Here is a 13,491-nt window from a genome sequence, read left to right on the forward strand (position 1 = left end):
TTAAATGGATAGGTATTAACTTGATTAAATTTTGTGCTATACTGGTGGGTACACTTCTAATTAAAGTTTAATAAATTCTACTCTCCTGTTTTGAGATTTTCCGGAATCGGTACTGTTAGTTGCCACAGGCTCAGATGCTCCTTTGCCATTGGTTTGTATTCTAGCCGAGGCGATTCCATATTTTTGTATAAGCGCTTGTTTTACTGAAGCTGCTCTTTCTTGTGAAAGCTTAAGATTGCTAGCTGCATCGCCATCGGTATCTGTGTGCCCATTAATCAAAATATTGACATTGGGATTGGTTTGTAGCGCTTCTCCTATTTCTTTTAAAATGGCATCTGCACCGCCTTTAATGGAGGCAGACCCGGTGTTAAACAAAATGGCATTGGTAGAAAGACGTCCTTCAGTAAGTAATTTGCTTCTATTGTCTTCGCCACTTTTTGCGATAGAAAAATTAGCGATATAGATTTTATCATTTGTTCCATTATCACGAAGGCCAGTCGAGTAAAATTTAAAGTTATTTGCGCCTTCTGGGATTAACCTGGGTACATCAACAATTTTTTCTTCATTAAGCCATACACGCATCCGTGTTTTATTTACCGCAATAGAGACACGAGATTTTCCGGTGATGTCATTTCTAATGTCTTTACCAATTTTATTGCGTATTTCCCGTGTACCATTCACATGTTTTTCAATCACTCCTTGGGATTCTATAAACTGGCAGGGTGAAAGCTCAACCACACTAAATGTTTTAGGGTTTTGAAATCCTTCGGTATCGTGAAGTAATAGTTTCAAAAAGGCTTGAGAGCTTGTTTTTCCATCCATGCCGTCAGTAAATAAATCGAATTCAATGGTGTAATTTTCTGGAAGTTTGTTTTTAAGCATAGGGAAAATAGTAGCCTTATTTCCTAACCGAAGCCATTTTTGACCGTCGATGGTTACTAGTTCACCAGATCCGTTACTATCCCAGTTGGCTGGAAAATCTCCAGTGTTGTCTGAGGAGAAGTTGTCTTTAAAAATAGGAATATTTCCAGGGGTAAAGTCAAAATTTGAGTTCACCACAGTTTTGGAATCTGTGTTTGTATCCTGTTCATTGGTGTTGCCACCAATTATGTTTCCATCGTTCTTCTTTTTCTTTTTATCTCGACGTCTTTTCGATTTGTTTTTTGGTGCCTCTATTACGGTGTCCAAAGCTCTGTCTGTAGATTTTGTGGTTTCTTTTTCTACGCGTCGTTCTACCGTTCTTTCGGCCGCTCTTTCGGCCGCTTTACCTAGTTTTTTGAATAGCTGTGCGTGCGAAGGTGTTGCTACTGCGAGTAAGCAAATTACCAATAGTATGTGTCGTGTTTTCATGAGGTATGTTTATTGTTTATGTGTATTAAGTATATAATTTGCAATGGAGTAGGAGCGTTCGCGAGCGATATCTTTTTCTTCGGAAACTTTCTCAATACCTGTTTTATTTGGGGAAGTTTCTATGGAATAAGAAATAATGATAACTTTTGTGCTTTTTTCGTTTAAAATACGAACCATCCTGTTTTGATGCATCGATAGATAGGTGTCGCCAGTTTCGCTAAGTCGATATTGACTAAGTTTAGAGTCTTTTCCAAAGGTTTCAGCATTTTCTTTAGCGGTTTGTATTTCTTTTAAAACAGTTTTATTACCCCATTCTTGAATTGAAAATTTAAAATTGGTTTTAGTGCCCTTTGGTTCAGTAAGGTTGTAGATACAGCTAGTATACCCTTCTTCCACTAAGCTGGCAGGCACGTTTATTGCCTCTGCCAGACTCGCTGCGGTTATAAAATCGCAGTCGATATTCCCTCTTTCAAATAGGTCGCCATAGTTGCTCTGCTGTTTGGGATTGTCTTTCTTTAAAACTGCTTCTTTTTCGATGGAAGTAGTAGTAGTAGGTGTTCCTTCATTTGAAGAAGCAGCTTCAATTTGGTTTTTATTTTCTGTGTTATTACAAGAGAATAAAAGGAGGCAAAAAAAGATGTTCACTATAATTTTCATAAGTCTTAGTTTTTGTTTTCTAATGTAGTAATACGTTGTTCAAGTTTTAGGATGAGATTTTGTTGTTCCTGGATTGCTTTTGTTAGTACCGGAATAAGATCACTGTAATACACGCCAAGATGTTCGTTTTCTTTTTTAACAGCAATACCACCTTCCTTGTCCAGTTCGTAGCTGTGCGTAACTACTACTTCGGGAATTATTTTGAGTAATTCTTCAGCAGAAAACCCTATTTTATTTGAAGTGTCTATTCCATCTTTCCATTGATAGGTAATGGGGTTTATTTGTAAAATTTCAGTAAGACCATAATCCAAAGATTTAATGTTTTTTTTAAGACGGGTATCGCTGGTTTGTATGGTGCCATTTATAGCCCAAACGCTACTCCATCGTTGTGCTGCATTCCCCAAAGTAAAAGCCGGAGTTCCCATTGGGTAATAAGGTAGCCAGCTTCCATAAACCGACATTTGCAAATTGCCTGAGTCCATAATATATTCTGTAGAGCCTAATTGAATTGCAGTTCCATTTGTAAGATCAGGTGTGTAAAAAGAAGCTACATAATCTACTGTAACACCATTAATTGTAGCACCATTATTTGGCAAACCCACTGTTGGCGTTCCAACAGTCACGATGTCACGACCGGCATCTACTCCCAAAGCATTGGGGTTGGAATTAGATTCTACTCTAAAATCTCTATCAAGACCTTGCTCATTAAATACGGAGGTGCCATTAGCATCTAAGTCTATAGATATGTCTCCATTTTCATATATTCTGAACTGACCATCATCCCCACTAGCTATTAAAGCAGCTAATAAAGTTCCTGAAGTACTGTTATTTCTCCAAAACACATTGCCACCAAAAAAAGAAGTGCCAGTGCTTTCTACGGAAAAATGATTTACTCCATTATCCTGTATGTGAAAATCTCCATTATTGGTTAAATTAATATCAAAATCAAAAGCACCATTTGTTATGGTAGTGTTTTGAAGGAGCGATCCACCTAGTCTCACAGCATTCCCAGTTAGGTTTAAGCCATTTTCTGCGTCCCTGTTTTGTGTGGAGAGTCGTTGCCAGAATGCTGAATTAAAATAGTAGAAACCAACGCCTCCTCCGCCTGCCACAAGGGGGTTATTGTTATAGATTAAGAGTCCGGTTTCTGCTGCATTGGTGCCGTCCAGCGTGGTGTCGTTTACATTTCCCAAGGAAACAGAAGGCAATAAAACTCCTTTATCTGTTGCCGTAATATCCAAAATTGATGATGCGTCTGGAGTGGTAGTGCCAATGCCTACCTGGCTGTACAAGTGTCCTGCAAAGAAGCAAGCGACGATAGTGACATTGATGAGTGCTTTCATTTTTTAAAATCTATTTTTTTTAATACTTTGTTGTTTTCCATAAGCAGGATCGTATAGGTGCCTTGCTCTAGGTGGTCAACATGCAAGTAGATTTCATTCTTTAGATTCAAAGAAATCTTACCGTTGTATTGAAACCGTTTTTTAGTCATGGTTCTGGGTAGTAAGCAATACAAACTTAGAAGGAAGGGTGCCGTAGGGCTATGACGAATGTATCGAAAGCTGTAACATTTGTAACAACTGGCGGGAAGTTCAGTAAAATAAGGGGTGTAGGCTTATCCTTTTTTTAAGAAATCTGTGGGAGATTGCCCAAATTCTTGTTTAAAACACTTAGAAAAATAAGAAGGATCGTTAAAACCAACGGTATATCCAACTTCAGAAATAGAGATTTTTTCCTGCTCGATGAGTTGCTTTGCCAATTTTAAACGCTGGCTTCTAATAAATTCTGTAGTGGAATATCCGGTGAGTGCTTTTAATTTTCTATGGAGTTGCATTCTGCTTACACTCATGGCATCACAAAATACCGAGGCTGAAAATTCGCAGTTGGTTAATTCTTTGTCCATTACATTTTGAAGCCGTTCTAAAAATTGTTCGTCTGCCGACGTAATGGTAATTTCTTGGGTCTTTAAAATAATATCATGTGAGAAACGCTCTTGTAGTTTTCGCCTATTTTCAAGTAGGTTTTTAATGCGCGCCTTTAATAATTTTGAGCTAAAAGGCTTCGTAAGATATGCATCTGCACCTATGCCCAAGCCTTCTAGCTGGTCGGTAATTTCGTTCTTGGCGGTAAGCAGTAAAATAGGTATATGGGATGTAAGCGCATCCTCCTTGCAGTTCTTTGTAAGCTCAAATCCATCTGCTACAGGCATCATTACATCGCTTATAATAATGTCGGGTATGTGTTTTTGAGCGGCTTCAAAACCCTCTTTTCCATTGGTAGCTGTGAGTACGGTATAGGTGCTTTCAAATATGGAAGCCACATAATCTCTTATTTCCTTACTATCTTCTACTAGTAGTAATAATGGAGCATCTTCGGGAGTGCTGCTCTCTGTTTCAATAATTGTAATGCTTTCAGTAAATTCTGAAGCAGTTGTATATAATTGTGGATTTAGCTTTTCTTCAGTGCTGTATATTCCTTCTGAAACAGGAATGCTCACCTCAAATAATACCCCTTTTTCTTCGGAAGATGTCACAGCGACATTTCCTTTGTGCAAATGCACCAATTCTTTAGTTAAGGCCAATCCTATTCCAGATCCAGGATTGTTGGTGCGGGTTTGATAAAAACGTATAAAAATATCATTTTGTTCTTTTTCCGTAAGCCAGACCCCTGTATTCTGAACCGTAAATTTTAATATACCCTCACGTATAACAGACGTTACATGTATCGTGGCTTCATCCGGGCTATACTTAAAAGCATTTCCTAGTAGATTAAAACAAACTTTTTCTAGAATGTCTTGATCTACCCAGTAGGTCTCATTTATAGGCTGAAGAGCTACAGTATACTTATTGTTCTTGCCTGAAGCTATATATTGAAAAGACTCGGTTTGCGCCCTTAAAAATGAATCCAGGTTTGTAGGTTGCACCTGTAGTTTCATTGCACCACTTTCCAATTTGGAAAGTGCCAGAAGTTGTTCTACCAACCCTTCTAAACGCTGGGTGTTTCGTTGAGCAGACAACAAATTTTTACGTTGATTTCCTTTTAAAGATGGTTGTTCTAGCTGGTCTTCTATCGGCCCCTTGATTAGTGACAATGGAGTTCTAAACTCGTGTGAAATATTAGCAAAGAAGGTAGATTTTGCTTTGTCTAGTTCTTGTAATTTTTTGTGTGTTTTTTGTCTGTTTCTATATTGAAAAAAGAAAAATAACCCAAGTAGTGTGGTAACCCCAAGTCCTGCCAATAAAAGGTTACGCTGATTGGTTTTTTGTTGTTCGGCTAGTTCGTTTTGAGATATGAGTAGTTTTATTTCACGGTCTTTGCTTTCAGTTTCATAAATGGCTTCAATCTCTTTAATTTTTTCGGCACTCTGTACTTTTTGAAGCGAATCTTGCAGTTTTTTTGCTTGGTTGCTAAACTTATATGCTTCTTGGTAATTTCCTTTTTGGCTAAATGCTTGTGCCTTATATAACAATAACTCCTGTCGTAGCTTGCTGTTTTGTGTATCTAGGTTTAAGGAGTTGGCTTGTTCAATAAAAAAGAGGGCTTTCTCTGCTTGGTTTTTTGATAGTTCCAGCTTCGCAATTTCTAAGGCTCCTTGAGCGGCTTCCAGAGGTCTGTTATTATTTTTATGCGTGGTAAAACTTTCAATAAAGTACGTTTCAGCTTTCGCGGGATTGTTTTTTTTAAGTTCCAGCTGTCCTAAAAAACTTGCTATTTCGGCGACTAAACGCGGATCTTCCGCTTTTTTAAAGTAGCTATACGAATTGGAAAGCAAGCTGTCTGCTTCGGCTAATTTTTCAGTTTGCAAATAGGCATTGCCTAAATAGACGTTGGTCGTGTTTTTATAAAATTGTGAAGCACCTTCGGGAAGTTTGGTGAATTGTTCATTCGCTTTATGAAACTGTTCAATAGCCGAAGGAAACTCTTCTAATTCCAGGTAAATATTTCCTAGATTTTGATACGCAGCGGCAATCACATCGGGTCGCAAAGCCGAATTTTGATGCATAGAATCTACCTTTAACAAATGCATAATGGCATTGTTCATATCATTCTTTCTGGAGTAAGCCGTAGCCAAAGCAGTATGGGAATCTGCAATGATCATTTCTTCTACGGCGCCCCTTTTTTTAATACTGGCAATGGCTTTTTTACTTACAACAATGGAGCTATCCATCTTGCCTTGTAAATAATAGGTGCGACCCAGATTGTTATAGGAGCGACCTTTACCAATATCATAGTCTAATGTTTCAGAAAGTGCTAAAGAGTTTTTGAAATACCATATAGCGCTATCATTTTCTTGAATACGTTTAAAACAGGCGCCCAATAAGTAATCTGCATCTGCAATCCCTTTTCCGTAGTTTAAACTAATAGCCATTGCCTTTATTTTTCTTCCATAAAAAAAAGCACTATCTGGAATGGGATTTACATATTGCGAAAGCTTGGTACGGTACGTAACTATTTTTAAGGAATCTTTTGCGCTTATAGTCGCTACATACGGTTTCTCTTGCGCTATGCCAGAAATAAAGAATAAGAGACTGCTAAAGATGAAAAGCTTTTTCACAAGTTGGGCTGGTTTGGTACATTAAAGATATGCAATAATATGCAAATCAGCTTTTTAAAACTGTGACAGATGTAACAAGGTGTCGTTACAATTTTTATAGTTGAAACAGAACGACCTCGTTGTCTTGACCTATTACCGTTAGAAGTATTTTGTTTTTAGCTTCTGAAATTGATGCGCCCGAACTTCCAAAAACAGGAAATCCATTCATTAAGGTTCCATTTTTACGGAAGAGATATACCTTCTTTTCCTGTGTTTCAGAAATGACTATATATACATTTCGGTTAGCTACAAAAACCTGTGGATTTGTGTAAATACCCAAAGGTAATTCTGCCAATCTTCCATCTATTCTTAATAAATTATCGTCCAAAGTAACTTTGGTACTTCCTGAGGTGGTAAAATGATAATTGTTGGTCACTTCCAGTTTTTGAGTGGAAACTTTACCGTTGGTATCGATACTTATTTTTTCGTTTTCCTTAGTAATTATTACAAAGCTAGAACCTTCACGTTCAATTGGGTTTTCTGAAAAGTTGAATGTTTTATTTACAGAGATCCGCGACTTTCCTGTGCGACTTAAAATGTTTAAAGTGCCATTTTCTTCAGCAACAATAATATAATCTTTATTGCCAATACGTATGTGCTCAACGGGCAGTGTAATAGTGTTTTTCGTCTTTTTAAAAGTAAAACCACTCACCACTTTTCCTTTACTATCGTACATCAAAATTTCTTTCCCCTGTACAATTATAAAACGATACTTCCGGTTATTATCATAATCAAAAACTGATAGGGGTTGGGTAATTTTATCTTTAAATTTTATAGGAAACGCCCCTACATCTTTACCATTCCTGTCCACAACGTAGAATTTATTTTGAGTAGTAAACGCTATTTGTTTTTGCCCATTTCGAAGCAAGTCTACCTCATTTATTTTTCCAATAATAGCGCCGTCCAATTGCTTGGTCCAAAGTGTTTTTCCATTATTTGAAAGTAAGTGAAGGGTATTGGTAATATCCTGTATTACAATGTTTTTAGTGCCTGAGCGGTGGTCGCTAAAAAATTGAGGACTCCCCATAATAGTGTTGTCCAATGTTTTGCTGAAAACTTCTGAAACTCCAACACCCGTACTCTTTGTGCCACTAGTTTCCTCACAAACAAAATGAATATGAGCAAAATCACGGTCGAACCTAAACTGAAGCAACGCCAATGAAAAATCATCCAGGTTTTTAGAAGCAATTAGATTAATGGCTTCATTTTTTAAAGCATTATTTATCACTTCACCAACACCATCGTTCATTCCGTAGCTAAGAAAAGAAGATGCATTGCTAATTTGTGTCTGTGCATTTTCAAATGCTGTAGACTTTCCTAAATACGTATTGTTTTTTACTGCTGAAATAATGGTTTGCGCCACACTATTGTTTTCAGCAAAAACGAAAAAGTTGTCTAACTGAAACACCAAGGACACGGTATCGGTTTGCACAAAAGGTCGAAACATTTTCTTAAAAATACTGCCGTCATCAAATTTAGATATAGGCGTGTCACGATAAATTTCTAGTTCGGTTAGCGAAGAGGCTAAGGCTTCATTGGTAAGGTCGCTGTCTATACTTTTTAATACCACAGCATTTCCTTCGGGAAGTTCAATTTCACCTAGTTCACTTGCCGAACCAAAAAGATCTAACTTGCTTACAGAGATACTATCCTTGCGATACTTTTTTAAGTTCTCAATTAAAAGTGAAGCATCGCTAAGCGTAATGGAAATTGCTTTGGTGGCGGAATTTGGAATCATGTGTTCCAAATCGTTTTGTTGTGCAATCTGCCCTTTAAAAACTGAAAGTAATTTTGGTAACGTATCCTGTGCCAGTGCCACTCCGGAAGTTCTAATTCCGTTAGGTCCCAAAAAGACATCTAATGACGAATAGTCTGCTAATATGTGTATCTCATCTTTTGAAAATTGAAACGTTGGCTTCGGAATAATAGACGTTAGTTCATTATTTTTAAGCACTTTAAATGCTTTTTCAAAATTTATTGAAGCAGGGGAATCCCCTTTTAAAATTGCCTGCAATTGCTGTTGCGAGGTACTTGCTATAAACACACTATCCTTTATTGCTGTAAAACCTTTTACGCCATCTAAAGTAATGCGCTGTACAACTACACCATCATATTCCAATGTTTCTACACTTTTGTTTGCAACCGAATCTATTACAAAAACCAGTGAGTCTTGTCTCGTTGCTATGGTGTAATCCCAAATGCTATCGTTACGTTTTGTAAGGCTTACAACACTTTCGTTTTTCAGATTTAGATAGGAGAGAAGGCTGCCTTTTTTGTTAAGGATTTTATAGAGAGAAGCATCCTCAAATGCCGAAAGCAATTTATTGTTTGATGTTTCATTTTGCAGTGCTTCCATATTGGAAACTTTTAAAACCCAGGTAGCGTCTTGTGGCACATAAGCCGAAAGTTCCTTGGTTGAAGTCTGCTCCTGGTCACACCCTATAAAAATAGAGAGACAGAGCCATGCTAAGCATATTTTAGTGTAAAAAGCCATACTACAAAAATAGGGAGGATTGTAGGGTTTTTAAAGAAGAAATTAAAAGGTTATTGACGTGTTTTCAACAGTCCCCCACCTAGCCTCCCTCAGAAAAATGAGGAGGAGTTTACGTGTATTTAAATTATAAATCTAGTGATAGCTGCTCTGGCAACAGCCTGAAAGTCATACGATGATAAGGTGTAGGTCCAAATCGCCTAATGGCTTCTCTGTGTATTTTTGTAGGATACCCTTTATTTTGTTGCCAGCCATAGGCGGGAAATTCTTCAGCAATATTTTTCATAAAAGCATCCCGCTCGGTTTTTGCTAGAATAGAAGCCGCTGCAATGTGTAAAAATTTACTATCGCCTTTTACGACCGTTTCGTAGGGAATGTCTCCCAGTGGTTTAAAGCGGTTGCCATCTACAGCGATAAATTGTGGTATTGGGGAGAGTTTTTTAATACTGCGTTGCATGGCCAAGATGGAAGCGTTTAAAATATTTATTTTGTCAATTTCATCCATCATCACGTGAGTTACAGCGTAACTAATGGCTTCGGTTTCAATGATTGTTCTAAGTTCCAGACGTTTTTTTTCTGAAAGTTGCTTACTGTCGGTTAACCACGGATGGCTAAAATTGTCTGGTAAAATAACCGCAGCCGCCGTCACAGGTCCCGCCAAACAACCACGTCCGGCTTCGTCTGTACCGCATTCTAAGAATTCGTGATGTATTTTAAGTTGAAGCATACCAAATAGGGGGTAAAGATAGTTAAGTAGGTAGGAGGTTCAAAATTCTGAATTCTGAATTCTGAATTCAGAATTGAAATCTTACCTTTACCGCTTATTAAAATTTGCATGAAAAACGTTTTGCTTTTTGTTTTGTGTTGTTTTGTAACCACGCTTTCGTGGGCTCAGGATGAAAATGCTGCTCTGCCAAAAAAAGATAAAAAGGAAAAACCTCCCATAGACCTTTATAAAATTATCTCTCACGACCGTGATACTACCTATATAGATACTACACTTAGTATTCAAAAAGAATATAAATTTAACTACCTGCGGAAGGATAATTTTGAATTGTTACCTTTTGCCAATGTGGGGCAAACCTACAATACCCTTGCCTATGATTTTAGCAGAAAGAATTTTAAACCCTTGTTTGTAGCACAGGGGCATCACTTTAATTACGAGCAAATTGAAGCTATTTCCTATTACAGTGTGCCAACCCCCTTGTCTGAACTTTACTTTAAAACCGCTTTCGAGCAAGGCCAGCAGTTGGATGCATTCTTCACGGTAAACACCAGTAAGCAGTTTAATTTTAGTATTTCATATAAAGGTATTCGATCGCTTGGACAATACCAGCAAGCCTTGGCGAGTACTGGGAATTTTAGGTTCACATCAAATTACCATACTAAAAATAACCGGTATAAAATCCGTGCGCATATAGTAGCACAAGATATTTTAAATGAAGAAAATGGAGGGTTACTTAGCACCTCAATTCCTCTATTTGTAAATAACATAGGTAATTTTGACGACCGCGCCAGACTAGACGTAAATTTTGAAAATGCCGAAAATAAACTAGAAGGACTTCGGTTTTATGGCGATCATGAGTATGAACTTATAAGCCAGCGAGATAGTGTAAGTTATAATATACTATCCATAGGAAACCAAATAAGCTACGAAGACAAATTTTACGAATACCGACAACTTGCTCCTTTTGCTGGTTACGGAGCTAGTTACGAAGCTGCCAATCTGAAAAAAGAAACGACACTGGAAGATTTTAATGCTCAGGCTTTTGCGAAGCTAGACAACTCATTATTAGGTAAAATAGGTGCGTATGTTGGGTATACAAATTATAACTACGGTTATAACTCGGTATTAATTTTAGACGATGGTCGTATTCCAAACAGACTACAAGGCGACATCATCACAGCTGGAGCTAACTATAAAAAACAATACAAAGGCTTTGCGCTGGAAGGTGAAGGTTTTATTAACGTAGCGGGCGATTTTGATGCTAATTATGTAAAAGGTGCAGCATCATTCAGTTTTAATGAGAGCAATAGGGTGAAGGCTTCGGCAAGTATCCATTCATCTGCTCCTAATTTTAATTTTTTGCTGTACCAAAGTGATTATGTGAATTACAACTGGCAGACCAGTTTCAACAATGTGAAGACGCAAGAGCTTCAGTTTGAGCTGAAATCTAAAAAATTATTAGATGCTTCGTTAACGTATACGGGAATTGACGACTATACGTATTTTGCTATTCAACCAAACGATTCTACACCAACGCCACAGCAGTACAATGAGCGTGTGGATTATATTAAAGTGAAAGCCGAAAAAGAGTTTCGCTATAAAAGGTTTGCGTTAATGAATACTGTTATGATTCAGCAAGCCCTAACGGGAGGAGAAGTGCTCAATATTCCAGAAATCATTACAAGACAAAGTATCTACTATCAGGACGAATGGTTTGAAAAAGCAGCATTCATCCAAGCAGGAGTTACTTTCAAATATTTCACCGAATATAATATGAATGGCTACGACCCCGTGCTAGCCGAATTCTACGTGCAAAACGACCAAAAGCTAGGCGGTTTTCCCTTGGTAGATATTTTCTTTAATGCCAAAGTGCGACAAACAAGAATCTTCTTTAAGTTTGAACATGTAAACCAATTATTCAACAGTACCAACAGTCACTTTTCTGCACCTACGTATCCGTATCGTGATGCTGTGATTCGGTTTGGATTGGTTTGGGATTTCTTTTTATAGCTTCGGTACAATTATTTGTTTTGCTTTTGGGCAAAACAAATAATCACTCAGCTACCTTAGTTTTCAAGTTTTAATTAAATGCTTTGCAACCTGCTTAAACAATAAACCCGACCAAAAAGCCAGGTTTATAATTTTCTTTATTTTAATTTTTCTCAGGATCTAAGGTTGTTGCGCCTTCCTGTCGTGCCTTGCGAGAGGGATTGAAGCGGTTACCCCGCATCCCGCCAGAGCGGGAGCGGAGTAGAAGCGTAAAGCCCGACCCGTGCGATGGAAGTAGCACAGGAAAGGGTCTCGCCCAACAAAAAAACCCGACCAAAGACCGAGTTTATTATTAAATATTTTTAAAGTCCCCTCTCCCTTTGGGAAGGGGATTTAGGGGTGGAGAAGCTAATCCCGTAACAACCCTCTAGAAATAACCATCTTTTGTATTTCGCTGGTTCCTTCGTAAATCTGTGTGATTTTCGCATCACGCATCATACGTTCCACATGATATTCTTTTACAAAGCCGTTCCCACCGTGTACTTGTACTGCTTCTACCGAAACATCCATCGCTACTTGGCTGGCGTATAGTTTTGCCATAGCGCCGCTCATATCGTAATTATTTCCTTGGTCCTTGTCCCAGGCGGCTTTCATCACGAGGAGACGCGCCGCTTCAATACTAGTGTGCATATCGGCTAGTTTAAAAGCAATTGCCTGGTGGTTGCAAATTTCAGTGCCAAATGTTTTACGCACTTTTGAATATTCCCGTGCCAAATCATACGCTCCAGCAGCAATTCCCAACGCTTGTGCAGCAATACCAATACGGCCACCACTTAAGGTTTTCATAGCGAATTTAAAGCCGAAACCATCGTCGCCAATTCTATTTTCTTTAGGAACCTTTACATCGTTAAAGTTTAGGGTGTGGGTGTCGCTACCTCTAATTCCTAGCTTGTCTTCTTTTGGGCCCACTTCAAAACCTTCCCAGCTTTTTTCAACAATAAAAGCATTAATTCCTTTGTGTTTTTTTTCTTTGTCGGTTTGTGCAATTACCAAGTAGAAATCTGCAGAATTACCATTGGTGATCCAGTTTTTGGTGCCGTTTAATACGTAGTGATCTCCTTTGTCAATGGCTGTAGTTCTTTGTGAAGTAGCGTCACTTCCAGCTTCTGGTTCACTTAAACAAAAAGCGCCAATAGATTGACCCGTTGCCAATTTTGTAAGATATTTTTGTTTTTGCGCTTCGGTTCCGTAGGCTTCTAAACCATAGCATACCAAAGAATTATTTACCGAAACTATAACAGAGCAAGAAGCGTCTACCTTGCTCAATTCCTCCATTGCCAATACGTAGCTGACCGTGTCCATACCGCCACCGCCGTATTTTGGATCCACCATCATCCCTAAGAAACCAAGTTCTCCCATTTTTTTTACCTGTTCGGTGGGGAATTCTTGTTTGTTGTCACGTTCTACCACGCCTGGCAATAATTCGGTTTTAGCGAAATCACGGGCTGCGTCGCGTATCATTAAGTGTTCTTCAGAAAGTGAAAAATCCATAGTGGTGTTTTGTTGAAAATGTTAAAAAGACGGCACTTCGTTACATACGTTTCAGAATTGCCGTGCAAAGATACCGCATTATTGCGAAATCTCAAATTTCAGATTTCAAATTCCAAAGACATACCCATGTAG

At 38.2% G+C, this 13,491-nt stretch carries 8 protein-coding genes; 1 reads left to right on the forward strand and 7 read right to left on the reverse strand.

Translation table 11 applies throughout. The features are described 5' to 3' along the window. Nucleotides 1-60: 60 nt before the first annotated feature. The 6 genes from ACQ2HF_RS06920 to ACQ2HF_RS06945 form a co-directional block, all read right to left on the reverse strand. A complete protein-coding gene (locus ACQ2HF_RS06920) occupies nucleotides 61-1,350 on the reverse strand; it encodes an OmpA family protein (protein WP_432412796.1) in 1,290 nt (429 codons plus the stop codon). Between the two features lie 9 nt (nucleotides 1,351-1,359). Next, on the reverse strand, nucleotides 1,360-2,007 hold the full coding sequence (locus tag ACQ2HF_RS06925; protein ID WP_432412797.1) for a hypothetical protein: 648 nt from the start codon (nucleotides 2,005-2,007) through the stop codon (nucleotides 1,360-1,362). Nucleotides 2,008-2,012: 5 nt separating this feature from the next. Then, nucleotides 2,013-3,350, reverse strand: coding sequence for a tail fiber domain-containing protein (locus tag ACQ2HF_RS06930; protein WP_432412798.1), 1,338 nt, complete (start codon nucleotides 3,348-3,350; stop codon nucleotides 2,013-2,015). Between the two features lie 272 nt (nucleotides 3,351-3,622). Further along, nucleotides 3,623-6,562 carry a response regulator gene (locus tag ACQ2HF_RS06935; protein ID WP_432412799.1) on the reverse strand — a complete coding sequence of 980 codons (2,940 nt, stop codon included), beginning with the start codon at nucleotides 6,560-6,562 and terminating at the stop codon, nucleotides 3,623-3,625. Nucleotides 6,563-6,656: 94 nt separating this feature from the next. Next, the gene (locus ACQ2HF_RS06940; protein WP_432412800.1) at nucleotides 6,657-9,095 is read right to left on the reverse strand and encodes a hypothetical protein; all 2,439 of its coding nucleotides are present in this window, start codon (nucleotides 9,093-9,095) and stop codon (nucleotides 6,657-6,659) included. Between the two features lie 124 nt (nucleotides 9,096-9,219). Beyond that, nucleotides 9,220-9,819: a ribonuclease HII gene (locus ACQ2HF_RS06945; protein ID WP_432412801.1), complete on the reverse strand. Its 600-nt coding sequence runs from the start codon at nucleotides 9,817-9,819 to the stop codon at nucleotides 9,220-9,222. A 108-nt stretch (nucleotides 9,820-9,927) separates the two neighbouring features. On the opposite strand from ACQ2HF_RS06945, the gene ACQ2HF_RS06950 reads away from it, so the two are divergent. Then, nucleotides 9,928-11,829, forward strand: coding sequence for a putative porin (locus tag ACQ2HF_RS06950; RefSeq protein ID WP_432412802.1), 1,902 nt, complete (start codon nucleotides 9,928-9,930; stop codon nucleotides 11,827-11,829). Between the two features lie 387 nt (nucleotides 11,830-12,216). Here the strand turns inward: ACQ2HF_RS06950 and ACQ2HF_RS06955 are convergent, their stop codons facing one another. Continuing rightward, the gene (locus tag ACQ2HF_RS06955) at nucleotides 12,217-13,359 is read right to left on the reverse strand and encodes an acyl-CoA dehydrogenase (protein WP_432412803.1); all 1,143 of its coding nucleotides are present in this window, start codon (nucleotides 13,357-13,359) and stop codon (nucleotides 12,217-12,219) included. Nucleotides 13,360-13,491 lie beyond the last annotated feature (132 nt).

The organism is Rasiella sp. SM2506 (genome assembly GCF_050859505.1).
In the GTDB taxonomy this organism is placed as follows: domain Bacteria; phylum Bacteroidota; class Bacteroidia; order Flavobacteriales; family Flavobacteriaceae; genus Marinirhabdus.

Coding starts and splice junctions, on each gene's coding strand:
- ACQ2HF_RS06950 (WP_432412802.1), top strand. CDS start 9,928: ATGAAAAACGTTTTGCTTTTTGTTTTGTGTTGTTTTGTAACCACGCTT.
- ACQ2HF_RS06955 (WP_432412803.1), bottom strand. CDS start 13,359: ATGGATTTTTCACTTTCTGAAGAACACTTAATGATACGCGACGCAGCC.
- ACQ2HF_RS06940 (WP_432412800.1), bottom strand. CDS start 9,095: ATGGCTTTTTACACTAAAATATGCTTAGCATGGCTCTGTCTCTCTATT.
- ACQ2HF_RS06945 (WP_432412801.1), bottom strand. CDS start 9,819: ATGCTTCAACTTAAAATACATCACGAATTCTTAGAATGCGGTACAGAC.
- ACQ2HF_RS06930 (WP_432412798.1), bottom strand. CDS start 3,350: ATGAAAGCACTCATCAATGTCACTATCGTCGCTTGCTTCTTTGCAGGA.
- ACQ2HF_RS06925 (WP_432412797.1), bottom strand. CDS start 2,007: ATGAAAATTATAGTGAACATCTTTTTTTGCCTCCTTTTATTCTCTTGT.
- ACQ2HF_RS06920 (WP_432412796.1), bottom strand. CDS start 1,350: ATGAAAACACGACACATACTATTGGTAATTTGCTTACTCGCAGTAGCA.